The 25,268-nt window shown below is 63.0% G+C and carries 27 protein-coding genes; 20 read left to right on the forward strand and 7 right to left on the reverse strand.

The genetic code is table 11. From position 1 onward, the window contains the following. Positions 1-442 precede the first annotated feature (442 nt). From QVN30_RS00380 to QVN30_RS00390, 3 genes are all read left to right on the forward strand, one after another. On the forward strand, positions 443-1,837 hold the full coding sequence (locus QVN30_RS00380; protein WP_289834999.1) for a lipase family protein: 1,395 nt from the start codon (positions 443-445) through the stop codon (positions 1,835-1,837). Positions 1,838-2,039: 202 nt separating this feature from the next. Next, positions 2,040-2,570 carry a nitroreductase family protein gene (locus QVN30_RS00385; RefSeq protein ID WP_289835000.1) on the forward strand — a complete coding sequence of 177 codons (531 nt, stop codon included), beginning with the start codon at positions 2,040-2,042 and terminating at the stop codon, positions 2,568-2,570. A gap of 525 nt (positions 2,571-3,095) precedes the next feature. Beyond that, the gene (locus tag QVN30_RS00390) at positions 3,096-4,931 is read left to right on the forward strand and encodes a DUF2130 domain-containing protein (protein WP_289835001.1); all 1,836 of its coding nucleotides are present in this window, start codon (positions 3,096-3,098) and stop codon (positions 4,929-4,931) included. 132 nt (positions 4,932-5,063) lie between these two features. On the opposite strand, the gene QVN30_RS00395 is transcribed toward QVN30_RS00390, so the two are convergent. Further along, entirely contained in the window at positions 5,064-5,225 is a 162-nt protein-coding gene (locus QVN30_RS00395; protein WP_204563896.1) for a hypothetical protein, read from the reverse strand. A 233-nt stretch (positions 5,226-5,458) separates the two neighbouring features. Here QVN30_RS00395 and guaA point away from each other — a divergent pair, with 233 nt between their 5' ends. The 4 genes from guaA (at position 5,459) to QVN30_RS00415 (ending at position 7,675) form a co-directional block, all read left to right on the forward strand. Then, entirely contained in the window at positions 5,459-6,442 is a 984-nt protein-coding gene (gene guaA / locus QVN30_RS00400; RefSeq protein WP_204563898.1) for a glutamine-hydrolyzing GMP synthase, read from the forward strand. A 10-nt stretch (positions 6,443-6,452) separates the two neighbouring features. Beyond that, positions 6,453-6,626, forward strand: a complete 174-nt coding sequence (locus QVN30_RS00405) for a hypothetical protein (protein WP_289835002.1) — start codon at positions 6,453-6,455, stop codon at positions 6,624-6,626. Beyond that, entirely contained in the window at positions 6,623-7,372 is a 750-nt protein-coding gene (locus tag QVN30_RS00410; protein WP_289835003.1) for a nitrilase-related carbon-nitrogen hydrolase, read from the forward strand. Before QVN30_RS00405 ends, QVN30_RS00410 begins: the two co-directional genes overlap by 4 nt. 162 nt (positions 7,373-7,534) lie before the next feature. Then, positions 7,535-7,675, forward strand: a complete 141-nt coding sequence (locus QVN30_RS00415) for a hypothetical protein (protein WP_289835004.1) — start codon at positions 7,535-7,537, stop codon at positions 7,673-7,675. Positions 7,676-7,834: 159 nt separating this feature from the next. On the opposite strand, the gene QVN30_RS00420 is transcribed toward QVN30_RS00415, so the two are convergent. After that, positions 7,835-8,203, reverse strand: coding sequence for an ACT domain-containing protein (locus QVN30_RS00420; RefSeq protein ID WP_289835005.1), 369 nt, complete (start codon positions 8,201-8,203; stop codon positions 7,835-7,837). Positions 8,204-8,305: 102 nt separating this feature from the next. Further along, positions 8,306-9,157, reverse strand: coding sequence for a DMT family transporter (locus QVN30_RS00425; protein WP_289835006.1), 852 nt, complete (start codon positions 9,155-9,157; stop codon positions 8,306-8,308). 497 nt (positions 9,158-9,654) lie between these two features. On the opposite strand from QVN30_RS00425, the gene QVN30_RS00430 reads away from it, so the two are divergent. The 3 genes from QVN30_RS00430 to QVN30_RS00440 all read left to right on the forward strand — a co-directional run bounded on the left by QVN30_RS00430 (position 9,655) and on the right by QVN30_RS00440 (position 12,363). Continuing rightward, complete coding sequence (locus QVN30_RS00430) at positions 9,655-10,176, forward strand: nitroreductase family protein (RefSeq protein ID WP_204570559.1); 522 nt, start codon at positions 9,655-9,657, stop codon at positions 10,174-10,176. A 450-nt stretch (positions 10,177-10,626) separates the two neighbouring features. After that, positions 10,627-11,508, forward strand: a complete 882-nt coding sequence (locus QVN30_RS00435) for an ATP-binding protein (RefSeq protein ID WP_289835007.1) — start codon at positions 10,627-10,629, stop codon at positions 11,506-11,508. A 420-nt stretch (positions 11,509-11,928) separates the two neighbouring features. After that, entirely contained in the window at positions 11,929-12,363 is a 435-nt protein-coding gene (locus QVN30_RS00440) for a GNAT family N-acetyltransferase (RefSeq protein ID WP_204563911.1), read from the forward strand. Between the two features lie 759 nt (positions 12,364-13,122). On the opposite strand, the gene QVN30_RS00445 is transcribed toward QVN30_RS00440, so the two are convergent. Continuing rightward, positions 13,123-13,977, reverse strand: a complete 855-nt coding sequence (locus tag QVN30_RS00445; protein WP_289835008.1) for a GIY-YIG nuclease family protein — start codon at positions 13,975-13,977, stop codon at positions 13,123-13,125. Positions 13,978-14,046: 69 nt separating this feature from the next. Then, positions 14,047-14,589 carry a DUF2220 domain-containing protein gene (locus QVN30_RS00450; RefSeq protein WP_289835009.1) on the reverse strand — a complete coding sequence of 181 codons (543 nt, stop codon included), beginning with the start codon at positions 14,587-14,589 and terminating at the stop codon, positions 14,047-14,049. A 656-nt stretch (positions 14,590-15,245) separates the two neighbouring features. Between QVN30_RS00450 and QVN30_RS00455 the strand changes: the two genes are divergently transcribed. The 7 genes from QVN30_RS00455 (at position 15,246) to QVN30_RS00485 (ending at position 20,803) form a co-directional block, all read left to right on the forward strand. Further along, positions 15,246-16,676 (forward strand): alanine/glycine:cation symporter family protein, encoded by a 1,431-nt coding sequence (locus tag QVN30_RS00455; RefSeq protein WP_289835010.1) that lies wholly within the window; start codon positions 15,246-15,248, stop codon positions 16,674-16,676. Between the two features lie 307 nt (positions 16,677-16,983). Continuing rightward, complete coding sequence (locus tag QVN30_RS00460; protein WP_273357062.1) at positions 16,984-17,613, forward strand: TetR/AcrR family transcriptional regulator; 630 nt, start codon at positions 16,984-16,986, stop codon at positions 17,611-17,613. Continuing rightward, entirely contained in the window at positions 17,610-18,530 is a 921-nt protein-coding gene (locus tag QVN30_RS00465) for an ABC transporter ATP-binding protein (RefSeq protein ID WP_289835011.1), read from the forward strand. Before QVN30_RS00460 ends, QVN30_RS00465 begins: the two co-directional genes overlap by 4 nt. A gap of 9 nt (positions 18,531-18,539) precedes the next feature. Further along, entirely contained in the window at positions 18,540-19,337 is a 798-nt protein-coding gene (locus QVN30_RS00470; protein WP_289835012.1) for a DUF2705 family protein, read from the forward strand. Between the two features lie 216 nt (positions 19,338-19,553). After that, positions 19,554-20,018: a helix-turn-helix domain-containing protein gene (locus tag QVN30_RS00475; RefSeq protein WP_289835013.1), complete on the forward strand. Its 465-nt coding sequence runs from the start codon at positions 19,554-19,556 to the stop codon at positions 20,016-20,018. Between the two features lie 184 nt (positions 20,019-20,202). After that, positions 20,203-20,472, forward strand: a complete 270-nt coding sequence (locus tag QVN30_RS00480; RefSeq protein ID WP_066829506.1) for a type II toxin-antitoxin system Phd/YefM family antitoxin — start codon at positions 20,203-20,205, stop codon at positions 20,470-20,472. Continuing rightward, positions 20,462-20,803, forward strand: a complete 342-nt coding sequence (locus QVN30_RS00485; RefSeq protein ID WP_289835014.1) for a type II toxin-antitoxin system RelE/ParE family toxin — start codon at positions 20,462-20,464, stop codon at positions 20,801-20,803. The genes QVN30_RS00480 and QVN30_RS00485 overlap by 11 nt, the downstream gene beginning before the upstream one ends. A gap of 313 nt (positions 20,804-21,116) precedes the next feature. Here QVN30_RS00485 and QVN30_RS00490 read toward each other — a convergent pair whose 3' ends face one another. Beyond that, positions 21,117-21,827, reverse strand: a complete 711-nt coding sequence (locus QVN30_RS00490; RefSeq protein ID WP_289835015.1) for a metalloregulator ArsR/SmtB family transcription factor — start codon at positions 21,825-21,827, stop codon at positions 21,117-21,119. A 112-nt stretch (positions 21,828-21,939) separates the two neighbouring features. Between QVN30_RS00490 and QVN30_RS00495 the strand changes: the two genes are divergently transcribed. The 3 genes from QVN30_RS00495 (at position 21,940) to QVN30_RS00505 (ending at position 24,242) form a co-directional block, all read left to right on the forward strand. Next, positions 21,940-22,494, forward strand: a complete 555-nt coding sequence (locus tag QVN30_RS00495) for a DUF5714 domain-containing protein (RefSeq protein WP_239459280.1) — start codon at positions 21,940-21,942, stop codon at positions 22,492-22,494. A 203-nt stretch (positions 22,495-22,697) separates the two neighbouring features. Further along, complete coding sequence (locus QVN30_RS00500) at positions 22,698-23,330, forward strand: DUF6796 family protein (RefSeq protein WP_289835016.1); 633 nt, start codon at positions 22,698-22,700, stop codon at positions 23,328-23,330. 18 nt (positions 23,331-23,348) lie between these two features. Continuing rightward, the gene (locus tag QVN30_RS00505) at positions 23,349-24,242 is read left to right on the forward strand and encodes an acyl-CoA thioester hydrolase/BAAT C-terminal domain-containing protein (protein ID WP_289835017.1); all 894 of its coding nucleotides are present in this window, start codon (positions 23,349-23,351) and stop codon (positions 24,240-24,242) included. Positions 24,243-24,253: 11 nt separating this feature from the next. Here QVN30_RS00505 and QVN30_RS00510 read toward each other — a convergent pair whose 3' ends face one another. After that, positions 24,254-25,126 (reverse strand): helix-turn-helix domain-containing protein, encoded by an 873-nt coding sequence (locus tag QVN30_RS00510; protein ID WP_289835018.1) that lies wholly within the window; start codon positions 25,124-25,126, stop codon positions 24,254-24,256. Positions 25,127-25,268 lie beyond the last annotated feature (142 nt).

Here is a 25,268-nt window from a genome sequence, read left to right on the forward strand (position 1 = left end):
CCCGTGCGTTGTCTCTCAAAGCGTCTCTGTGACAGAGCGGCTTGTGGGGCTGTCGCTGCAAAAGCCTTTTCTCATCATCCGGGCGAGGCCTAAGGGACAGGCGCGCGAGGTTCCAAACGTTCCGCAACCTCGCTATATGCGGCCCCGTCTGCCGGGAGCTGACCTTTCGCCGCGGGTCGTTATGCCACAATAGTGCCGTTCGGGCACCTGCGAGCCGCTTCGCCATTGCCATCCACGTGCGCAATCGGCCGAGGAATCGCTAGGGCCTCCTCTCGCGAGCTGGTTTGGCGCTCGGCCCCCGTCGCGTCGGCTGGCCTCAACGCAAGGTTGAGGAACGCGCCCGCAGGGGGCGTGTTGGAGGGGATAACCCCGTTGTCCTGCGTGAACGTGCGGCGCCCACGCTATACTTCCGCCGTACGAGCGTTACGGAAGGGATGGCGCCATGGCACGGGATGGACAGCGGGGACGTCACGACGAGGAGACGGCGGCAGGGGCGTCGGCACCCGATCGCGCGCCGTTTTATCGTCGCCATCCGTGGCTCGTCCGCATCTCGGCTGCCGTCTTGATCGCTGCCGTGGGCATCGGCGTTGCGCTTGCCGTCGCGGTGCATAACCGCCAAGAGCAGGAGCGCTTGGGGCTCGGCGCCGTCGAGCCGCCGAGTGCGCCCGTGAAGCTCGAGGGATCGACCGCGCGCACCGGGGCCTTCACGGCGCATGTCGAGTACACGAGCATGGCCGCAACCGATGGCCAGCAGGTGGCGACCGACATCGCCTGGGATGACAGCTGGTTTTTCCAGGATCCCACCGTCTACAACCATGAGCTTGCGACCACGTGCTCGGTCCTCTCCGCCATCGCCAACTCGGAATCCGGGTACTACCAGGCGGGATCCAATGCGCCTGCCTATATGGAGGACGCGCTCGCCAAGCTCGGGTTCCAGGATATCTCGACCGCGTCCTATCGGTATCGCAGCGAGATCTTCGACGAGATCGTCGACTTTCTTGCCGGGACGGACGACGTCGTGGCCTATTCGGTGGCCACCAAGCCCCTCAAGCACGCCGACGGGCGGGAGAAGACCCTCTACCTGGTGTCCATTCGCGGCAGCTACGGATCGGAGTGGCTGAGCGACTTTAATATGGGCGATGCGTCCGATTACGACATGGAGGCCATCGACCACGAGGGCTTCATGCGCGCGGCGAGCGAGATCGTGGACGACCTAGCAGGTCGCTTGTCCGAAGACGGTGGCAGCGACGAGGTCGCGCTGCTGTTCTGCGGCCACTCGCGCGGCGCCGCGACGGCGAACCTCGCCGCGTCGTACGCCGACGACATGACGACGGGCCTGCGCGCGCTCGCGCCGCTCGACAGCATCTACTGCTACACGTTCGCCACGCCCGAGGTCACCGAGTTCGGCAACGTCCGCGACGAGCTGTACGACAACATCTTCAACATCATGAACCCGAGCGACCTGGTACCGCGTCTTCCCCTCGCGTCGTGGGGATACGCGCGCTACGGTCGCGACCTGTGGCTTCCCGGATACGGCGACGAGGCGTTCGACGCGCATTACGACGAGATGCGCACGGCGTTCGAGGAAAATGTGGGCGCACCGTGCCCGTATGTTCCCGAGGACCGTGAGCGCGTCGACGCCTTGGTCGACGAGCTTGCCGCCCATATCCCCACGGCTCGAGACCTTGCGTCTGCGGGAGGGCTGGCGTCGCTTGTGCACGACGTCGCCTCTGACATCGACCCCATGCAGGTCCTCTACGGTCATTATCCCAACGTCTACATCGCGTGGATGCAGGTGATCGGCGCGCATGAGCTGCGTTCGGGCGACGCCGCATGATGCACTGAGCGCCGGCGCGCTGCGCTCGACACCGTGCTTATCTCGAGCGGGCAAGCTTCGGGCGTGAATCCTTACGGGCGGGGACAAACTTTGCCCGGAGTTTCCCATGGTGCCAAAAGGGGAGACGCAAAAGGGTACGTTGATTGGTGCGCGCCCTCGCAGACGGCGCGCAACGGTATCCGCACGTGCAAAGGAGCGCTCTATGTCCATGCTCGAGGCCATGCTGCATCGTCGCAGCGTCCGCAGCTATACCGATGACCCGGTGTCCCGGGAGCAGATCGAACAGATCCTGCATGCCGGCCTGACGTCGCCCACCGGCAAGAACCTCAAATCGTGGGAGTTCGTGGTGGTCGACGACCGCGAGAAGCTCAAGCAGTTCGCCGAGGGCCGCAAGGGTGGCTCCATGAAGATGCTGACGCGCGCGGCTGCCGCCATCTTTGTGTTCGGTGACACGGGCGCCTCCGATGTGTGGTGCGAAGACTGCTCGGCCGCCATGGCCAACATGCACCTCATGGCCGATTCCCTGGGGTTGGGCAGCTGCTGGATCCAAGGGCGCCTGCGTGAAGCCGAGAACGGTCGTTCCACCAGCGATTTCTGCCGCGACCTGCTCGGTGTCCCGGAGGGCTATGAGATGGAGGCCGTGCTGTCCGTCGGCGTGCCCGACGATTCCGCCCCGGCGCCGCACGTCCTTGATGAGGCGGATACGAGCAAGGTCCATTGGGGCGTGTTCTAGGGAGCGCCGCCCATTGCCAATGGGTCATGTGGGGACGGGTTCATTCCAACCCATCCCCGCACGACCGATCGCCGCCGAACCCGTTTGACGGGTTCGGCGGCTTTTCTGTGCCGATATGGCATGGAGGCCAGGTGCCGCGCGTGAAAACCGAGCGCGAGGACCGCGAAACCGGCGCGCCAGGGTCTTCCGGGCGCATCAGTTGGACCTGCTGTCGAATTTGGTATCAAGTTCAGAGGTATGGAGGGGGGTGCGTTGCGATGCGCGGGGCGCGAAGCGGCTTTCCCGACGTCCTGGTCCTGATGCCGAGAGCAAAATCTCAGGTCACAGCTGTCTGAACGAGGATGTTTCGCGTACCATATCTCACAAGTTGATACCAAATTTCTCTGAGGCAGTTCGAGAGGGCGTGCGCCGTGTAGGCGCAGGCCCTTTTTGCGTCGTGCGCACTGTCTGTCCGCGCGACGGGGTATCGTATAGGGAGATCACGAAGCCCGTCAGCGGCGGTGCATGTTTGAAGGAGAAAGCCGCATGAACGAGATCAAATGCCCCAACTGCGGAACCGTTATCCAGGTTGATGAGAGCGACTACGCAAGCATCGTGCGCCAGGTGCGCGACGAGCAGTTTGCCTCGGAGGTCCAGGAGCGCGAGGAGGCTATGAGGCGCGACCGCGACCATGCGGTCGAGATGGCCCGCGCAGAATCGAGCAGCGCGCTGCAGAAGCTCGCGGCGGAGCGCGATGCCCAGATCGCAGAGCTGACGGCAAAGCTAGAGGCGGCGAACCGCGAGCGCGAGCTCGCGGCAAAGCAGGCGGCATCGGAGGCGCGCGAGGAGGCGAACAGGACCGCGACCGACCTGCAGCGCGAAGTCGATAGGCTGCAGGCCAAGCTCAAGCAGCAGGAGGACGCGTCGGCCATCAACGAGGGGGCCATCCGCCGCACGCTGGAGCAGGACGTGGCCGAGCGCGACACGCAGATCGCGCAGCTCAAAGCACAGCTCGATGCCGCCGAGCGCGCCCAGGGCCTTGCGGTGCAAAAGGCGGAAGCGGAGGCGCGCGAGAAGCTCCAGGCATCCGAGGCGGAGTCCCAGGCAAAGCTGCAGGAGGCCGTCGAGGCCGCGCGCAAGGAGGCCGAAGACCTGCGCATCCAGCTTGCCCAGCAGCAAAGCGCCCTCGATGCGGCGAAGGAGAGCGTTCGCGCCGAGCTGCAGCGCGACCTCGCGTCGAAGGATGGCGAAATCGCGACCCTACGGCAAAAACTCGAGGCGGGCGAGACCGAGCGCGAGCTTGCGGTCACCCGTGCCGTTGCTGAGGCGGAGCGCGAGCGCGACGAGGCGCGCGCCGAGCTCAGCCGCGAGCAGGCGGTGCGCGACGCCGAGCGCCAGCAGCTCGAGACCGCCCACACCCTTGAACTCGACCAGGTCCGCAGAAACGCAGACGAGCTGCTGCGCTACAAGGACGACGAGATCGAGCGCTTGAAGGACATGAAGGTTCGCCTGTCCACCAAGATGGTGGGCGAGTCGCTCGAGCAGCATTGCGAAAACGAATTCAACCGGTTGCGCATGACGGCCTTCCCCCGCGCGTACTTCGAGAAAGACAACGATGCGTCCGAGGGCTCCAAGGGCGATTTCATCTTCCGCGAAAACGACGAGGAGGGCAACGAGATCATCTCGATCATGTTCGAGATGAAAAACGAGAACGACGACACGGCGCGCAAGCACAGCAACGAGGACTTCTTCAAGAAGCTCGACTCCGACCGCACGAAGAAGAAATGCGAGTACGCCATCCTGGTGTCGCTGCTCGAGCCCGACAGCGAGCTGTATAACACGGGCATCGTGGACGTGAGCTATCGCTACCCCAAGATGTACGTCATCCGCCCGCAGTTCTTCATTCCCATGATCACGCTGCTTCGCAACGCCGCGCTCAACACGCTGAGCTACAAGCAGGAGCTGGCGGTGGTTCGCCAGCAGAACATCGACGTCACGAGCTTCGAGGAGAAGCTCGGCAAGTTCCAAAGCGGATTCTCACAGAATTTCGAGCGCGCGAGCCGTAAGTTCAACGACGCGATCAACGAGATCGATACCGCGATCAAGCATCTGCAGAAGGTGAAGGACAACCTGATCTCGTCTGAGAACAACCTGCGCCTGGCGAACGACAAGGCCCAAGGGCTCACCATCCGCAAGCTCACGTGGGGTAACAAGACCATGCAGGAGAAGTTCAAGGAGGCCCGCGCCGCAGCGGAGGCTGAGCAGGCAGAGGAAGCGGTCGAGGTCGAGCTCGAGGCGGAAGAGGCCGTGGTCGAGGTGGAGGAGACCGCTGAGGCCGTCGACGCTTCGGAAAAGGGAGCCGGTGCCGCCGAGACCGAATAGGCGCGGCAGCGGGGGACGGCGAGCTGTTCCCATGCGCACTAAGAAGGGGCAGAGCGCATCGAGCGCTCCGCCCCCGGCGTGTCTGGGCGATGTGCCTGCGCAACGGGTCTGCGCAGGTGTTGCCTCAGCGCGTTACAGGTACGGGCTGACGGGGTGGCGGCTGGGAAGACGGGCGCCGCCCGTCACGTCGTCGAGCTCCTCTGCTGTCAGCTTGCGCTTGTCGTCGGTGGCTTCGGCGGTCTGTGACTGCTCGTTCTGTTGCTGGTCGTCGGGCTTGATGGTGGGTTCGCTCACGGTGTGTCTCCTTGATGCGACGATGTCTCGGTCGTCCTTACGGTTGCAGTGTATACCGCGCGGGAGCGTTTGTCTTCATGAGGGAACGGGGCGCCGGTTATTGGAGCGAAGCGTCTTTTGCCCCTCGGGCCATCCGGGGGCGGGAGCGTACCCCTTGCCGCTCTGTTGACCTGACCTGGGATGGGCTTGGATACAATCCGAGGTATAGGTCCCATGGCAGCAAGGAGGAGTCTATGGATCCCAACAAGCGTCCCGACGATATGGAGCGCATCACCACACCTGAGCAGGCACGCGCGTTTATCGACCAGCAGGTCGCTGCCTGCCGCGAGCAGATCGGCGACAAGAACGTGCTGCTTGCGCTTTCCGGCGGCGTCGACTCGTCGGTCGTGGCGGCGCTGTTGATCAAGGCCGTGGGCAAGCAGCTCATCTGCGTGCACGTCAACCACGGGCTCATGCGCAAGGGCGAGTCCGAGCAGGTAATCGACGTGTTCAAGAACCAGATGGATGCGAACCTGGTGTATGTCGACGCGACCGACCGCTTCCTCGATCTGCTCGCCGGCGTCTCCGAGCCGGAGAAGAAGCGCAAGATCATCGGCGCCGAGTTCATCCGCGTGTTCGAGGAGGAGGCGCGCAAGGTCGCAGGCGACGTGAGCTTCCTGGCGCAGGGCACCATCTACCCCGACATCCTCGAGTCCGATGGCGTCAAGGCGCACCACAACGTGGGTGGTCTGCCCGATGACCTGCAGTTCGAGCTCTGCGAGCCGGTGAAGCTGCTGTTCAAGGACGAGGTGCGCGTCGTGGGCCGCGAGCTCGGCCTGCCTGAGTCCATGGTCGAGCGCCAGCCGTTCCCGGGCCCCGGTCTGGGCGTGCGCTGCCTGGGCGCCATCACGCGCGACCGCCTCGAGGCCCTGCGCGAGGCCGACGCCATCCTGCGTGAGGAGTTCGGCAACGCAGGGCTTGCCGGCAAGGTCTGGCAGTACTTCGTCGTGGTGCCCGACTTCCGCGCCACCGGCGTGCGCGACGGCAAGCGCGCCTACGACTGGCCTGCCATCATCCGCGCCGTCAACACCGTGGACGCCATGACCGCCACCGTGCCGGAGCTCGATTGGGCGCTGCTCAAGAAGATCACCGACCGCATCCTGGCCGAGGTTCCGGGCATCTGCCGCGTGGTGTACGATCTGACGCCCAAGCCGGTGGGAACCATCGAGTGGGAGTAAGCCGTTTGGCATGAAAGGCATAGAGGGCATCTGCAAAATCGCAGGGGTGCAAGCGGAACCCGTGATGTTCGACAAGCGTGCCTCGCTCGAGAAAGCCCTTCGCTGCATCGGCGAGGCCGCAGCGCATCATCCGAATCTCATCGTTTTTCCGAGCTCTTCGTTCCCGGTTATCCCGTTGGGATGAATTTCGGCTTCAGCATAGGGAAGCGAAGCGAGGAGGGTAGGAAGGACTGGAAGCGTTACTACGACGCCTCCGTTGTTGCGGGGGAAACGGCGTTTCAGCGGCTTGCGGAGGCAGCACGGAACACCGGTGCCTACACCAGCGTCGGCTTTTCCGAGAGGGGCGCCGTCAATGGGACTCTTTACAACGGCAACGCCATTTTTGAGCCGGGCGGATCGTATAAGGTACATAGAAAGCTAAAGCCCACGGGTTCCGAGCGGGTTGTATGGGAGGATGCCGACAAGGGGTACTTCCCCGTCACCTCAACGCCGCTGGGGCCGATCGGCAGCTTGATTTGCTGGAAAAGTTACATGCCGCTCGCTCGCGTGGCTCTGTACCAAAAGGGCATCACGATCTACATCTCGCCCAACACCAACGACAACCCGGAGTGGCAGGCCACCATTCGGCACATAGCGATAGAGGGCATGTGCTTCTTCGTCAATGCGGGCATGGTCATCAGGCGAAGCTCGTACCCTTCCGATCTTCATGAGGGAGATGTCGCGTCGCGGTTTCCGGAATATGCCTGCAGGGGCGGAAGCTGCATTGTCGACCCGCGCGGGCACTATGTGACGGAGCCGGTCTGGGATGAAGAGGCTGTCATTTACACGGAGCTCGATATGGGCCTGCCCATATCCTGCAAGATGGAGCATGACGTGGTCGGGCATTATGCGCGCCCGGACGTCCTCGAGCTGAACGTCAACGAAAAATAGGCCGGGGCGATTACCAATCCCGCAATCATGGCGGGTTGGTTGGCCAGGGGAAGGATTTCCTGGCGCGATTCGAGGTCGCCGTGGCGTGCAAGCGATTCGCTGGCTCGCGGTTTCCCATGGCGGCATACATAGCCTCATGCATCGCCCGGTCAAATTGAGGCGATGGGCGAGTTCGGCAGGTACTACGAGAAACGCTGGGGGTGCGGCATGTGGCACGACAAGGCGCTCGAGGCAGTTGCCCGCGAGCGCCTGAAAGCGGCCTACGCCATCATGCTCGACCAGCTCCCCTACCTGGCTGCCTAGGCCCTCTCAAGACCACTTGGAAAAGCGCTCGCCCGCCGGGTGCGTCGCGGCACGCCGAAATCTCCTCGAAGGGTTGGGAAAGCCATAGAAAAACCTCGCGCCTTGCTACGTGAGGAGCAGGCGCACCTCAAAGACGCTGCCCGGCAAAAGGCGGTGCCGTCACTCGACGATTTCGTATCCCGTGCGCCCGAGAATGTCCAGCGCCTTCTGGTAGCTCTCCTTTTTCATCAAAACGTAGTCGGTGTTATAGGTCGAGATGGCAAAAATCGAGATGCCGTTCTCTGCCAGGATCTCCGCGATGCCGGTCAGTATCCCGATGAGCGAGAAGTCCAGCACCCCCTGGATGCGGAAGCCCTTCCACCCGTCGTCGCGCTCAACAACGTTCGACGGGACATCGCTGGTGGCGCATACCAGGGAGTCCTCTTCATCCGTCTTGCCGATGAAGCAGTACTCTGCGCCAAGGTCTACCAGCGAGTAGTCCTTCACCTTGCATACCGAGAAATCCTGATCGAGCTTCTTCAGTTCCATGATGCCCGCTCCTGTCACATTCCGATTGAATAACCCCATTATCCTTGCTGACTGCTCCCTCCAGCTGGTCGCTCCGAATCCGCAGCCGTCTCATTGGCTTGGCTATACCGTCGGTCTCTGTGAGCGGGCTCCTCCCAGCGCGGGCACTTGCGCAAGGCACACGCCAGCGAGTATGACGGCCACGCCTAGCCACTCGACGGCGCCGAGGGGCTCGCCGAGCACGATCATGGCGATGAGGAGGCCGGCGGGAAGCTCCGCGGCGGCCATGACGGTGGAGAGGCCGGCGGGCAGGTGCGGGGAGCCCAGGCCGAAGAGCAGCACAGGGCACATGAGGCCGAAGAGGCCCGCTACGGCGGCGAAGGGCAGGATGCCCTGGAAGACGACGCCGGAGACGAGGTAGTCGGGGCACACGGTGAGCGACATGATGCCCGCGCCGAGGCACACGATGACGCCTCGCTGCTCGTTGGAGCAGCCCACCTTGACCTTGCCGGAAAACGTGACGAACAGAGAGCAGGTCACAGCCGCGCCGAGGGCACAGACGAGGGCGACGGGGTCGTAGCCGGCGAGCCCTGTTTTGTAGACGCCGCTTGCGAACACGGTGCCGAACACGATGACCGCGGCCGAGGCGATTTCGAGGGGCTTGGGCGCCCGCCGCGTTATGATGGTCTGCCAGATGAGTCCCATCCAGGTGAACTGGAACAGCAGCGTGAGCGCTACGGGTGCGGGGAGCACGCTCATGGCGTAGCAGTACAGGATCGAAGTGGTGCAGGTTAGGGCGCCAAGCCCCATGAGTTTGAGCGCCTGCGTGCCCGTAAGGCGAACCAAGCGCCCGCCGCGCGCCAGTTTCACAGCCGTTGCAAGTACGAAGAACAGGCAGCCGAACCACGCCTGGCTCGCCACCACCTGCGCGGAGGTAAAGCCTGCTGCGTAAGCAAGCTTGTACGTGGTTGCCATCGCGCCATAACAGGCCCCGCCGGCAAATACCTGCAGGGCGGCCGTAACCTGGCGATGCTGCGAAGACGAGGTGTCCGTAGATGGCGTTTGCGAATTGATTGCGCTTCCCATGTTCTCTCCCTCCCGCGCCCCGCCTCGCGCGGGGCATGGCTTCGTACGTTTCGAGCTGTCGGAAGAGAGACCATGCGGTTGGCGACCGCCGACAAAGAAAAGGCCACGCGACCGAAGCTCGGTTGCGTGGCAAAAAGGTGGCTTGCGCCCAGAAAAGTCCACACGTTTTTAGACGGACTAAATTGTCGAGGGTTCTTCGAAAATGTCAAGCAGGAATGGTCGGATCGCCCTCGGCTCTTGACGGCGCTGACGTTGAGGCCATAATGGACCTCGAAAATCGCAGCGGATTTTTCTGGATGCCGTCACCTTTTCGCCGCTCGCCTGCCCCTGGCAGACGGGCGGCTTTTCTGTATCGGCGGCTCCAGCGAGAGAAGGGACATGGCATCATGGCGAACGACCTCATCGACCTCATCAAGACGCGCCGCAGCGTGCGATCATACACGGCGGAGCCCGTGCCGGAGGAGCTGCTCGATCAGGTGCTCGAGGCGGGCACCTTCGCGCCCACCGGCGGCGGCCATCAGTCTCCGGTGATCGTGGCGGTGACCAACCCCGAGACCCGCGAGCGCCTGCGCCAGCTCAACGCCGCCGTCATGGGCAAGGACACGGACCCGTACTACGGCGCGCCGGTCGTCGTGGTCGTGCTCGCGGACGGAGAGCGCGGCACCTTCGTGGAGGACGGCTCCTGCGTGCTGGAGAACCTCATGCTCGCGGCGCACGCCCTGGGGCTCTCCAGCTGCTGGATCCACCGCGAGCGCGAGATCTTCGATGGTGCCGCGGGCAAGGAGCTCCTCAGGGAGTGGGGTCTGCCCGAGACGCTGCGCGGCGTGGGGGCCATCGCCCTGGGATACGCCGCGCAGCCCGAGGGCGCGGCCGCCCCGCGCAAGGAGGGCTATGTGGTGCGCGTCTAGCAGGATTTGGTCTTGCCAGAGGCGTCCGTCCTCCTTGGCGGGAATGCAAGCCGCTCGGAAGCTGTCGAGCGAACATCGGCGTTGAGTTCATATTGAGTTCAACTCGAGTGCTCGAAAATTGCCAGTTTCCGGCGAATAGGGGGACGCCGATACACCACGTAGACGAGAGGCTATGGAAGTGCACGATTTGATTACTGAGTGGCAGTAGTTAAGGCTCTTTGCGAGGGAGGCCGAAAGAGGTCTCCCTCGTTTTTTCTTGCGCCAGACGTTCTCGATATTCCGAAGCGAATGCTGCGCGACGTTATGCGCCGCCTCGTGGAGAGGGGTATCGTAGTGGCGACGGGCGCGTACCGAAATAGGCAATAATTGCCGGGCCCGCAGCACGCACGCTGCGCCTCCGTTTGCGGCACGCGTTTGCACATCGAAAACGTCCGTAAGTGTGGGCGTAAAATGTTACGAACTTATTTACGACCGCATTTCGTAGAACGCGTATCTGCGCGGGTCTTCCGTAACGACATCGAGCTTAGTCTGGGCGAAGGGGAACTCAGGACGCTCGGTGCCGCCTTGCCGGATGGCGCGTTCACCAACCTTGGTCTGCTGCTTTCGGATCAATGCACGCCTACGGTAAAGGCGGCGCTCTTTGCGGATGACGACCGTAACATCTTTACGGCGCGCGAGGAATGCACGGGCTCGGTACTGAAACAGCTCTCTGATGCATATGCGTTTCTCGAGCACGACAACCGTTACCGAACCGAGTATTCGGGTCTGGAACGCATCGACTACCATGACGTACCGCCCGTGGCGCTGCGCGAGGCGCTCGTCAACTCAATCGCGCACCGGGAATATTCCCTCTCGGGCCCCACGCTCATCTCGGCCATGCCCGGCGGAGTAGAGATCGTTTCACCGGGAGGTCTTCCGCTCGGCATCGAAGAGGCAGACCTCGGGGCGCACATATCGATTCCGCGCAACAAGATGCTCGCAAACGTCCTATTTCGCCTCGAAATCATCGAGACGTACGGAACGGGAATCGGGCGTATGCGCGCAAGCTACGCCGATAGCGAATTCGACCCGAGCATTCGTCTTACACCAAACACCCTCACCGTCTTTCTGCCCAACCGCAACGCGATTGGCATGCGGGCGGCCGAAGCAAGCGATGAGAAAGCCAGGGCTCTACGAGATCTTCTTGAAGGCGGTCCCAAAACGAGGCACTTCATTCAGGGCTCCCTCGGCATATCTCAGACCACGGCCATCAGGATGCTTGGCGATTTGACCAACAAGGGAGTAATCGAGAAACAAGGTGCCGGCAAGAACACCATGTATATGCTGAAATAGCGAGAAAGAGTGCCACAGCTGTAGGGAGAATACCTTCTGCATGCACTTTTGCATGTCGGGGACACGCCTTCGGCGTGGAAAAGGAGCTTGGACGCCTGCCGAGGTGCCTGTATGATGATTTCGCAGGACGGTGTGCTGCCCTCTGCAGCTGGAGGTTCTCGGCACCGTCCCGCTTTTGCCGAAGATGGCCCCTATGGCCGTACCACCGGGTAGAGGGCTGTCGCCGGCTCAGGGGAGCCTGGCGTCTATTTGCGCTAGGATGTCTTCGTCTGCTCAGCCTCATGTTCGACGGAGCCGGGAATTCCCCGCAAGCGGATCGACGACATCGTGAGGGCGGGGCCCAGGGTGCCGCCGGCCTCGACAGGCGGCTGCACTTCGACAGGTGGAGGTAGAGCCGAGATGGCGGACATGAGATTGCACGTGAAGAGGTTCGACGAACTCACGGTCGGGGAGCTCTACGAAATCCTGAAGCTGCGCATCGACGTTTTCGTCGTCGAGCAGAACTGCCCGTACCACGAGGCCGATGACTTGGACCAGGCCGCGCTCCACGTGTTCCTGGAAGGCGAGGACGGCGTGCAGGCGTATCTGCGCGTGATGGACCGCGGCGTGGAAAGCGAACATGTCTCGATCGGCAGGGTGATCGCCTCGAAAAGAGGATGCGGACTGGGCGGGCGAATCCTGCAGGAGGGAATCGCCGTCGCGAAAGAGCGGTTCGATGCGCGGGCCATCTATCTCGAGGCGCAGGTCTACGCGGAGGGTTTCTACGAAACCGCCGGGTTCCGAAGGATATCCGATCCATTCGATATCGACGGGATTCCGCATATCAAGATGCTGCGAGCCCCCGACGAGGCATGACGGGTTGAACCGTCTCCGCGGTTTTCTCGTTTGAAGAACCAGCCCGTGACACAATTCTGGACATAATCTGGACAAATGCGACGACGTGTCCAGAAAAATGTCCAGAATAAGGCGGCGGTGTCCAATGAGCGATGCGCTTGGCAGATGCATCCAGACGGTCGCCTCGCCCACCTCCGCGCAGGGTCCCCAGTTTCCGCCCTTTGCGGCCGAACTGGCTAGAAATTTCTAAATTGCTGTAGGATGCCCCGGACGGGGGAGGCCGTCTTGGCCGCCGTGTCCCTTCTGGCTGGTCGAAATGCTGCTAACTGCACCTCGAATGGCCCAAACGGAATCTTTTCCGTGGGTAAAACGGCGCAGACGGCGGATCCGGACCTGGATGCGCGGAGCTCATTACAGCAAATCAGAAATTATTAGCCACTTTGCCGCAGGGGACTGTGCAAGCGGCGTCCAGTGCTCGGCGCGGCGAGGGCCGATCGGCGTTTTCCCGAAACCTCTGTTAGGGCGCCGTGGATACGGATGCCCAGCGGGATGGGTTGAAGCGAACCCGTCCCCAAACAACCCTAGACATGATTGAGGCCCGGTGACATGAATCAGAGGTCATTCCCGGGCCCATCGGTACGTATCCTACCCGCCCGCGCGGAACCTAACAAGGGAATTCCGGGGCTATAAGGATGCATCACTTCCTACTCCCGCTTTCCTTGAGCCCGTCCGTCCGGCACGGCTGCGAGTATTGCCGAGGGGCATAACGCCCCCTCCCGCCTAGTTATCGTTATATCCATGCTCCCGCGTGTCGAGGCAGTCCTTCCACCACTGTTCCCGCTTCAGCACCTTGATCGGGTCATAGCTCATGCCGAAGTACTCGAGCAGCGTGAACTCGAAGTACTTCCTGAAGTACTCCGCGCCCTCGCGTTTGTAAAGTTCGCGCAGTTTCTTGTTTCCGCCGTGCTTTGAGTCCAGATAGCTGCCCCAACGCGCCGCCACGCCTCCCTCGCTGGTTGCCGACCCGATGTAGAGCTTGCCGGTCTTGGTGTCCGTGAGGCAGTAGACTCCCGTCACGCTCTCCAGCGCGTCGTGAAACGAGGGCATGATCTCGCGCTTGAATATCCGGTCGAGTTTCGCGAACGGCAGATGCACCTGGTCGTATCCTCGGAATTCATCTCCGCTGTACATCACGGGAAGGATTTCCTTGATCGTCGCATCGTTGAGGTATTTGCTCAGGTTGAACGTGTATCGGGAGAACTTGTTTCCTTTGTAGAGGTTGATGATCAGTCGGCCGAAAAGGGGCGCATACTCCGTCAGGATCTCGACATCGGCCTGTCTTCCCTTGGGGACGGCCAGCACTTTCGCCGCCGACGCGAAAAGCCAGTCGTTTCCGTCACCGAGTCGGATAAAGCTGAACACCCACTGCCCCTCGTGGAAGTTTCGTTTGTCGCCAAACCAGCCCCAATAGCAGGTGACGCAGGGCGCGCCGGTCCCGCGTTCCTCTTCCGTCCGCTCAAGCCACATATCGATGAAGGGGACCTGGGTCGTTCCGGTCCTCGTGTTCAGCTCGATCTTGCTGTTTTCGATCTGCTTCTCGCTAAGATTGAGGGCGCTGTTCAGAGGGATTCCCATAACGCACCTGCCCGCAGTATCGCAATTGCCCTTATTGTAGGCGAGGAGGCCGCGCGACGGACTCCGCGGTCATGAGCCCGATTCAAGCGTTGAGGCGGCTTGAAGAATCCGACCGCATGCCCAATCCCACTCGATGCGTTCCTGCTCGAGCCGAAGGGACGCGATGCCGCGCGCGGGGTCGCCGCAGCGCAATGCCTCGAGCGCGGCGGCCTCCTCCGCCGTGAGACGGGAAAACCTCCCGGCATTTGGCTGGGGCTCCTCCACGCACAGGTCGAGATGGCGCTCGAGCGTCTCGCGGTCCATCAGCACCGACGTGGTGTGGGGAAACGCGCTGCGCATATCGTTCAGGATGGCGAACCCGTTGGTGTCCAGATCGCCCCAATACAGCAGGGGTATATCGGCAAGCGACGGCACGCAGCGCAGGTCTCCCACGGCGTACCCTCCGCCATGCACAGCAATCGCACCCGGTATATCGGGAAGCGTCAGCGTGCTCACCAGGTTCTCGCACACGATCGCAAGCCGCGCGCGGCGCACGATGCGGTCCAGCTCGCAAATCGGCAGGGCAAGGTCGACGATGTCTTTCGGTTCCGTGCAATCGGGCTCGAAATCCACTGCTGGTGCCGTCCTCGCTCCCTGCCGATGCCGTATTCGAGGCATTTTATGCTGCGCCGCCCGCGTCATGGTCGGCCGATACAGCCACGCCGGCCAAAACGAACATCCTTATCCGAGACGGCTTACAGCAAAACAGAAATTTCTAGCCACTTTCGCTGGGAGGGGGACGGTGCCGTTGGTCGGCGCTTGCCCAGCAGGTTACCCGCTAACGGTACCCAGAACTGCGAGGGAGGGCTTCAAAATGGACCCTCTCTCGCAGTTCTGGGTACCGTTAGCGGGTGTTCAACACTGTGGCATGTCACGGGCGGGAGGGCGTCCGTGATGTGCCACCTTTCCTCAAACTCGCTATAACGCGCTCAGCAGATCGTATAGAGCGGTCGAGCTCGACGATTTCCAAGCATTGCTGATTCCGACTGTCTGTTCAAAAGGCGGTTCATGTGCCATATATCCTCCTTTTACCGCCATTATTTAACCGCCACTGGCGGTAAAGATGGCTCCGAGCAGCCGTCCCTGGTAGTGCGGAGCTGGCGCCCGTGATGCAATGTACCGCGCATCATCGGGCGGGCTCGTCATGAGATGGAAACATAGCGCGTGTACACTAGCACCCTATGGCTTCGCCCATGACCTGCATAACGGGACCTGCCGAGGGGGAATACATGTTCGATTCCATCATGTCCGTACTCGCCACGTTGAACAACAATGTGCTGTGGGGCATCCCCATGGTCGTGCTGATGATCGGAACGGGTGTGTTCCTGCTCGTCGTCACCAGGGGTGTCGTCTTCACGCGCTTCAACGTCGTGATGCGCTACACCACCAAGACGCTTTTCCATCGTCCCAACAAGGACGAGCTGGAACACGGCGCCATCTCACCGTTCCAGGCGGTGTGCACCGCGCTTGCGGCGACGCTCGGCACGGGCAACATCGTGGGCGTGGCGCTCGCGGTGGCAACGGGTGGCCCGGGGGCGATCTTCTGGCTGTGGCTGAGCGCGCTTGCGGGCATGGTCATCAAGTACTGCGAGGTGACGCTGTCGGTTGCCTACCGGACCCGCAACGAGCGCGGCGAGATCGTCGGCGGTCCCATGTACTACATCTCCCGAGGCCTGGGAACCGGCTGGCTCGCGGTGCTTTTCGCCATCTTCGGCTTTCTGGCGTCGTTTGGAATTGGGGCGAGCGTGCAGGCGAACTCGCTCGCCGGCAGCGTGAACGCGACGTTCGGCATCCCGCTGCCCGTCATCGGCGCCGCCGTGGCGGTGCTCGCCGGACTCGTCCTCATCGGCGGCATCAAGCGCATCTCGCATATCACCGAGGTGCTGGTGCCCTTCGCCGCCGTGTTCTACCTCATCGCGGCCTTCGTGGTGCTCGTCATCAACGCGGCCGAGATCCCGGCAGCCATCGGCATGATCTTCCGCGACGCCTTCACCGGCACGGCGGCCACGGGCGGCTTCGTGGGCGCCACGGTCATGTACGCCTGCCGCGTCGGCATGTCGCGCGGCGTGTTCACCCACGAGGCGGGCATGGGCTCGGCGCCCATCGCGCACGCTTCCGCCGACACCGACCATCCCGCGCGCCAGGGCCTGTGGGGCACGTTCGAGGTGTTTTTCGACAGCATTGTCATGTGCACCATCACCGGGCTCGTGATCCTCACCTCGGGGCTCTGGTGCGCCGACCCCATGATGTCCGAGGGCGCTATGAGCTCCGCGGCCTTTGGGCAGAGCATCCCGGGCGGTCAGTACGTGGTGACGGTGGGGCTGATGCTTTTCGCCTTCGCGACGCTCATCGCGTGGTACTACTACGGCGAGAAGTGCGTGGAGTACCTGCTCCGCGGACGTCGGGGCGGTCGCGTGGCGATCCGCATCTACCAGGTCGCCTATGTGGCCATGGTGTTCGCGGGCTGCGTGGCGAACCTCGATGCCGTGTGGGAGTTCGCCGATTGCTTCAACGGCCTGATGGCGATTCCGAACCTGATCGCGCTCATCGCGCTTTCGTCCGTGATCAAGCGCCTCTCGCAGGATTTTTTCCGCGATCCCGACCTCCGTCGTCCGCGCAACGAAGACTACAGCGATCTGCTGACGTTCCGCGACAAGTAGCGCGGGTGCGCCGGGTGCGGCGCCCCTCGCGCATTCCTGAAGAAAGGGCAGGGAGTCAATGACACAAAGCGGACCGTTTGGCACTCTAAGGGCTTTTACAGACCCCCTTTAGCGTGCCAAGCGGCCCGCTTTGTGTCATTGACCCCTCATCGCTCACCATGCTCGGTAAGCTCGGAGGGCGACTATAAGGCTCCCAGCCAGAGCGCCTTACATGACGCATACCGTTATCCTGCCTGCTCAAAGCCCCTTCCATATCCTGGTCAACAGGGTAGCCTTGTTCTTGAAAGTCGAAGGAGGGCAAGGCTTCATGTCGGACAGGTTTGAGCGATTCGAGAATCTTCCCGAGGACCGCAGGCGCGCCGTCGTTGACGCCGCTGCCGAGGTGTTCGGTGACGAGGATTACGCCCGCGCGTCCACGGCGGACATCGCCAGGCGCGCCGGCGTGTCGAAAAGCCAGCTCTTCTTCTACTTCAGAAACAAGCGCGACCTCTATCTCTACGTGCTCACGGTGCTCACGAGGCGCGTGGCGGACGCGGTGGTCGACGACCGCTGGTACGAGATCGACGACTTCTTCGAGATCATGCGCTACGCCGCGACGCGGAAGGCCGGGCTCGTGGGCTCGAGCCCGCGCATCATGGACTTTTTCGTCCGCGCGTTCTACCTCGGCCATCGCGACGTCTCGGGGGTGCTCGACGCGTTCATGACGGATGCGGTGCCCGCTATGGTGCAGACGTATCTGGGCCACGTGCGCTGGGAGCGCTTCCGAGAGGACGTCGATCCCATGCGCGCGGTGCGCATGCTCGTGTGGTGCGGCGACGGCTACCTGCACGAACAGCTGCGCGGCGGAGGCGAGTTTGACTTGGAGGCGATGCTTTCCGAGTTTCTCGTCTGGCTCGATTGGCTGAAACGGGCCACGTACAAGGAGGAATACCTATGACAGCGAACGGCACGACGCCCGCGATCAGCGTGCGCGGGCTCACGAAGGATTACGGCCGCGGCCGCGGCGTCTTCGACGTCAGCCTCGAGGTGGCGGCGGGCGAGGTGCTCGGCTTTCTCGGCCCCAACGGGGCGGGGAAGACGGTCACGATGCGCCATCTCATGGGGTTCGTCAGGCCGCAAAAGGGGACGGCCGAGGTTCTCGGGTACGACTGCTTCCGCGAACGGCCGTCGGTGCAGGCGCATCTGGGCTACCTTCCAGGGGAAAGCTCGTGCATGCGGGAGATGACCGCGCAGTCCTTCCTCGACCTCATGGCGGGAATGCGGGGCATGCGCGACCGTTCCCGGATGCTGGAGCTCGCCGATATCTTCGGGCTGGATCTCCGTGCGCGGATCGGCGGGATGTCCAAGGGAAATCGGCAGAAGGTGGCCATCGTGGCGGCGTTCATGGCCCGTCCGGACGTGCTTCTCCTCGACGAGCCCACGAGCGGTCTCGACCCGCTCATGCAGGAGCGCTTCCTCGATCTTGTGGAACAGGAACGCGCGCGGGGTGCTGCCATCCTGCTTTCCTCGCACATCTTCGAGGAGGTCGGGCGGGCGTGCGACCGGGTTGCGTTCATCCGTGCGGGGCGCGTGGCCATGACCTGCACCATGGACGAGGTGCGCTCGATGCGGGGCCGCGGCTACACGGTCGAGTTCTCGAGCGCGCGGGAGCGTGCGCGCTGGCAACTCGCTCACGGGGATGGTCCCGCGGAAGGGGAGGCCCGCAGCGTCGAGATCCGCGACGTGCGCGACGTGAACGCGCTCATCCGCGAGCTCTCCTCATACGACGTGGCCGCGATCACGTCCCGCGAGCAGACGCTCGAGGAGCTATTCTTGCACCTGTACGAGGGCGGCGAGCCCTCACGGCAAAACTAGGGGGTTTCGATGATCCTTCCTCTGTTCAAACACGAGCTCCGCTCCTGCTTGCTCCCGACCTCCATCATCGCCGCGGTGGTCGTCCTCTACGCCGTCGTCATCATCGGTATGTACGATCCTGAGCTCGGGGAGTCGCTCGCCCTTATGCGCGACGCCATGCCCGAGCTCTTCGCGGCCTTCGGCATGGCCGACCAGGGGACGACGCTGTTGGAGTTTGTCGTCAACTACCTGCACGGCTTTTTGCTCGTGGTGCTTCCCCTCGTTCTTGTGGCGGTCCTCGTCAGCCGGCTCGTGGTCCGACACATCGAGCGCGGCAGCATCTCCTACCTCCTCGCGCAGCCCGTAAGCCGCGCAAGGCTCATGCTCTCGCAGGCGGGCGTCCTTGCTCTCTGCCTCGCTCTCCTCATGGCGGTGCTGACCGCGTCCGAGCTGGCCTGCGCCCACGCCATGTTTCCCGGCGAGCTCGGTGCCGCCGATCTTGTCGCCGTCAACGTGGCGACGCTGTGTCTGTGGGTGTTTCTCTCGGGTGCATGCTGGGCGGGCGCCTGCGCCCTGCCGGGTGTCACGGCTGCGCGATGGGCGGGCGTCGCCGTGTGCTCGCTGTTCGTCCTCGTGCAGATGCTCTCAGGGGTAGGGGACGAGCTCTCATGGCTCGGCGACATCGCGCCCCTTGCGCTTCTCGACCCGCTTGGGGTGGCCTCCGGGGAGGCCGGGGCCGTTGCGGGCGCGGTCGCGCTCGCCATATCGGGGATCGCGCTTATCGCGTTGGGGATAGCCGCGTTTGCGCGACGCGACCTGAGCGTGTAGAGGGCGTGCCGCCATCTTCCTTCCATGTCGGTTTTGCGTGCGGAAAAGTCGCTCTCTGTTGGTGGTTTTGGTATCCCTTCGGCTGGGATAATCCTTTTGACAAACGATGAAGTCAAGCCGCATCGCGCGCTCCTAGGTGGTCGCGCGGCATCGCTGCCGCAGCGGCGCATGCCGCGCGACTTCCTCGCAAGGTGCACGCGGAGAGGAGAAAACCACATGGTGCTCGGCAACAGTCTGTTCCACGCTCGAAAGAAGGCCGGCCTTACACAGGAGGAGGTGGCCGAGTGTCTGGGAGTGTCCCGTCAGACGATCGGGAAATGGGAGGCCGACGAGACGCTGCCCGATATCCGTCAGTCCAAGCGCCTGGCCACGCTCTACGGCGTGACGCTCGACGAGCTCATCGAGTTCGATCTCGACGTGAGCCAGGTTGAGGAGGCCATCGAGCGCTCGAACGAGGAGCTTGAGGAGAAGATCGACTGGACGAGTGCCTGGGCGAAGAAGTACCCCATCCTTGCCAAGTACCAAGGTGAGGTCAACATCCCTCTGTACGCGCGCCGCATCCGCCAGATGCTCGACGACCTCAAGGCGGAACACGGCTACAGCGAGCTCGATGCCATGCTCGCCTTGAAGGATATTCTCTATGGGGTCTGGAAGCAGGCCAAGGCGGCAGGGGTGAAATAGACCCCGCTTTCGCGCTTCGGCGGCGAGCGCCGGCGCCTCCCCGTAGTGGCAGGCTTCTCTATTTTCCTATGAAAACGTGCAGTCTCAGCACACTTTATCCTCGGAATGCATCTACTGCTGACAAGATGGCCATTCGCTATTAGGTATAATTTCGGTATAATTCAACCATAATTAGGAGGTAATTATGGCGACTTGCGTACCGATTAGTGAGCTTAAGGACAGCGCGGCGTTTGCTGAGAAGGTAGCACGAGCGGGCGAGCCGGTCATCGTGACGAAAAACGGCTATGAGAAATTTGTCGTCATTGATGCTGATTTGTTTCGCGAGTATCGCCGAGAAACACCTGAAGAGCATCTGGAGCGTTTACTTCAAGAGGCAGATCGCGACATACGTGCTGGTCGCGTTTCCGATATGCGCGAGGGCTTAAGCGAGATTCGAGCCAAATATGGCTTGTGATGTTCTGTGGACCGAGCGGGCTCAGCAGGACGTTGATGACATCATCGGCTACATCGCGGTCAAGCTGGCGAGTCCCCACGCTGCACGCGAGCACCTGATTGCGTTTGAGGAAGCTGTAGATCGCATCTCGAATAACCCTGAGCTTTACGCTATTTCTCGACAGCCGTCGTGCGCTGCGCGCGGTCTACGTGCATGTTTTGTGAGACGGTATGTCCTGCTCTATTCCTACAATGATAAAGATACCGTTTTTGTATATCGCGTGTTTTCTACCCTGCAAGACTACGGTTCGATTGTCGAGCGCTGCGACAACGGGAATGGTTCCGCGCTTTGATGGAGGTTTTGGAGGTTACTGCCTGCTTTTGAATTGCCCCCGCGACGCGGTTCTCGCCCAAGAACTATGACGCTCAGCTGGAATGTACCACATGCGACGAGCTCGCACGACGTGACTGCGATGTTTCCGCTGGAGCTTTGCAGGCAGATGAAGTCGACTTCGTGGCGAGTGGACACGCGGACAAGCTGCACTTAACGCAGGCGTACGAGTGCCACTCCAGTACAAAGCGGACCGTTTGGCACGCTAAAGGGGGTCAATAAAAGCTTCTAGCGCGCCAAACGGTCCGCTTTGTGTCGCAGCCCTCCGTCGCATGTCATTCCCGGCGCAACGTCTCGCCCTCGTCGAGCGATGGGGCGGCGAGGGCGGAGATGGCGCGTCCAAGGCATGCGAATCGCTCCGGGTCGAGCCGGTAATGGGACCAGCGCCCCTCTTTGCGCTGGGAGACCAGGCCCGCCTCGACGAGAATCTTCATATGATGCGAGAGCGTGCTTTGGCTTACGGCGAGATGATCGAGAAGCTTGCAGGCGCACAGCTCCCCCTCCCGCGAGAGGGCGGCGACGATTTCAAGGCGGGTCTCGTCCGCGAGCGCGCGCAGGACCGCCACGCTGGGCGTCCGGGGTGCGAGCTCACCGGCTCTCAGGCGCCGCGCAAGGTCGTCGACCCGTTCCTGAATGGCGAGCATGCACGCCTCCATCGCCGCGTCCCCCTTTCCCGTCGGGTCATCGAGTCCCCAGTCCTCTCGATGTTTGCACGGCAGGGTGGGGCAGCTGACGCCGCAACCCATGGTCACCACGATATCGACTGCGGGGATTTCGCCCAGCGCCTTGCTGCGAAGGCCTGTGGTGTCGACGTCGCGTGCGGCGAGCAGGCGCAACGCATCGGGATTTGGGGTGTCCTCGGGATCGGTTCCCGCCGAGAACGGCTCGATGATGTCCGAAGCGCGCAGACGCGCGAGCGCCTCGGCTATCTGGCTTCGGCATGCGTTGTGCGTGCAGACGAACGCGACGCGGGTTCTAGCTGTCATGGTGCGCTCCTCCAAGACGGTTGGCTCAGCCAGATTGTATCCTATACATTGACGGATATCGATCTGACAGATATATTGATAAATATCGATATGAAGACGAGAGGGGCTGATCATGGAGCATAACGGGGCGTCGTGGGTGAAGGAGATCTGCCTGCGCAGCACGTCGACATGTCCTGCCGATCTGTTGGAGGAGCTGATGGCGGTGCCGGAGTGTCCCACCTTCGGCCCCGTCCACCACTATCTTGCTGGTGCGGCGCTGCTCGCCTGCGCCAAGCGCGCGGGGGCGGACGGAAACCTCGAGGCCCAGCTCGACGAGCTGGAGGAGCGCTCCTCGGGTGTGCCGGGAGGGGCCTGCGCGCGCTGGGGCGTGTGCGGCGCGGCCGCCTCATGCGGCATGGCGCTCGCAATCGCGCAGGAAAACGCGCCGCTCAAGGAGGCGGGGTGGAGCGAGACCCAGCTCATGGTGGCAGATCTGCTCGAGAAGATCGCGCGTGCGGGGGCGCCGCGCTGCTGCAAGCGCGACTCCCGCATCGCGGTGCGCGAGGCGATACCGTGGTTCTCGCGCGCGCTCGGCGTCGAGCTGGAGCTGCCCGCGTCGCGCCCCGTCTGCACGGTCTCGAGCAGCAACACCGTCTGCATCGGGAGCTCCTGCCCGTATTTCGGCTAAGCGCTTCACAGGGGCGTCGATTGGTTCGTTTTGCGCCCAGATGGGCACTTTTGGAACGGGGCGGCTTTCGCTCATCGTAAGGGCGAAAGCCGCCCCGATTCGGGATTATCCGTCCGTCCGAAACCTGACCGATGGGCGCCCGTTCCACCTCGCGTATGTTAGAATTAGCTAACTCTATAAGCGTCGAATCCGGGGGGACCGCCATGACGTCCGCAATTCCGCTCCTCGCAATCGGCCTCGTCGGCTCGCTCGTGATGTTCGCCGGTGACATGCTGCTGTACTTCACGCCCGGCGCCTACGACATGGATGGCACCTTGAGACCCTACGCGAGAATCATGCGCGACCTGCCCGAGGGGCGCGTGCGGCTGGGCGGCATGCTCGGGCCGGTCGCCTCCTTTTTCTATGTCGTCGGGTTCGCAGGGCTGCCGATGCTCGCGACAGGCGGGTTCTCTTGGCTGACCTGCGTGGTTGCCGCCCTGCTCGCTTTCGCGCTCATCTGTGGCGGCGCCTACCACGCCCAGTATCCGTATCTCGCCATTGTCGCGCGTACGGGGGATGACGGACTTGTCGATCGGGTAGCCGGCAACATCATGGCGCTCCAGCGTCTGGCCACCATCCCGATGTACGCGACATTCGTGCTCCTCGGCATGCTCGTCGTGCTTGGCCAGACGCAGCTTCCGCCGTGGATGGTCGTGACCACGCCCCTTGTGACGTCGTTTCTCGGTTTCGCGTGGCTGCGTGTGCCCCAGCCGGCCCGCTGCGTACTGTTCGGCGGTTGGAGCAACCTCGTGTTCACGATCATGTTCGCGGCGATGATCGCCTTCGTCCTGCTGTAGGAGGGGGCGGCGGTGCGCATGGAGTGCTTCGATGTCGGGCAAGACGGCTTTCACGGGTTCCTGCATACGCCTGCAGCAGATAGCGATCGTGCCGCCCGCTTCGCCGGCAAGGCGCTCATCGTTATGGGCGGCAGCGAGGGCAACGAGAACATCCCGCGCGACCTCGGGGCGCGCTTCGCACATGAAGGCGTGACGGCGCTCGGGCTCTGCTATTGGAACGCGCCCGGTCTGCCGCGCGAACTCGTGGAGGTTCCCGTGGAAAGCGTCGAGCGCGCCGCGGGGCTCTTGCGGTCGCGAGGCTTCGAGAGGATCGGCGTCTACGGCATCTCCAAGGGCGGGGAGCTGGCGCTGCTCGCCGCCTCGCTTATGCCCGATATCTCATGCGCGGTGGCGCTCTCTCCGCTCGACCACGTGATGCCGGGTATCACGGGCAGCGGCAGCCTGCTGTCGAAAGGCGTGGCCGTGCGTTCAAGCTGGACGTGGCGCGATGAGCCGCTGCCCTGCGTCCCCGGTGGGATGTGCCTGCCCTACGCGAGCATCGTCCGACGGTCGCTTCGTGGGCGCCAGCTCGACATGCGCTTTGTGTACGAGCGGATGCTCGGCGACGCGACGGAGCAATCCGCCATCAAGGTCGAGCTGATCCGCGGTCCCGTGCTGCTGGTGAGTCCTGCGCGCGACTCCATGTGGCCGAGCGACGAGGCGTGCCGTCGCATCGAGCTTCGCCTTCGCGCCCACAGCCATCCCTGGGAAGTCGAGCGCCTTTCCTATGGGCATGCGAGCCATATCATCGTGCCCATGGACACCGGCATGCTCAAGCTGTTTCGAGAGGAGCGGCAGTTTCCCCGGGAGTGCGCAGCCAGCCGCGAAGATGCGTTCGGCCGCGTCCTCGATTTCCTGGAGCGGTGGCGGTGATTCGGCCCGCATCATAATGGGTCATTTGGGGACGTGCTTGTTTCAACCCATCGGCGCGCAAGCTCTTTGAACTGCTGGGGCGACACGCCGTGCGCCCGTGCGAACGCCGCCGCGAAGCTCGTGGGGGAGCGATAGCCCGCAAGCTCCGCCGCTTCCCTGACCGTGCGCCCCGACGTGAGCAGCGACCGTGCCTCCTGCAGGCGCATCTCGGTGAGGTACGCGCCCCATGAGCGCCCGGTCGTCCGCCGGAAGAGACGCTTGAACTTGGTGAGGCCCATTCCCGCGACGGTTGCGGCCTCCTGCTGGCTCGCGCCGTCGCGCCACCGCGCGTGCGCGAGCTCGATGGCGGCGAGGATGCCTGACCGGTCGCCTTGGCCTTTCGGCAGGGCCGCAGCCGTCGTTCCGACGAGCGCGCCGAGCAGCATCTTGGCGGCACCCTCGTAGACGAGGGAGGCGCCGGGTGCCTTCGGATCGGTACGGGCTATCTCGCCGAGCGCGGAGAGGACCCCCGGAGCCCAGCCCACGCTGCGGTGCATCTCAGCGAGAAGCGATGATATCTCGTCGATGGAGTCTCGGCCGAGCTCGGCGAACGCGTCGCGAAGGGCGTCCTCGAAGTACTCCACCTCCGTATAGGAAAAATGAGATCCCGCCAAAACGGGGGAGGTGACCCATCCCTCGCGCGTCTCGATGTAGGCGATCGCGGCGGCCTCCGTCGAGGCTTCGCGGTCATAGGGACGCGTCATCGGGCCGCGCACGGTGAGATAGCGGCGCGTGTCGATGGCGAACAGCGTGTCCTGGAACATGGTGAAATCACAGGTGACCACTGTGAAGTCCCCACAGGTCCAAGCGCGGTACCAGCCGTCTGCCCGAACCCCGTCGCCCAAAAAGAGCGTGCCGGCCCCTCATCTTGCTTTGCGGGTAGCATCCCCATGCGCTCGAGCTCTGCCGCCTGGAAGAGCTCCGGCTCTCCGTCCGGTCGCTCGGCTCTCGCGTCGGTCGTTTTCCCCATGGCCGTCTCCCCGTTCA

Source organism: Collinsella ihumii (assembly GCF_030385545.1).
Taxonomy (GTDB): domain Bacteria; phylum Actinomycetota; class Coriobacteriia; order Coriobacteriales; family Coriobacteriaceae; genus Collinsella; species Collinsella ihumii.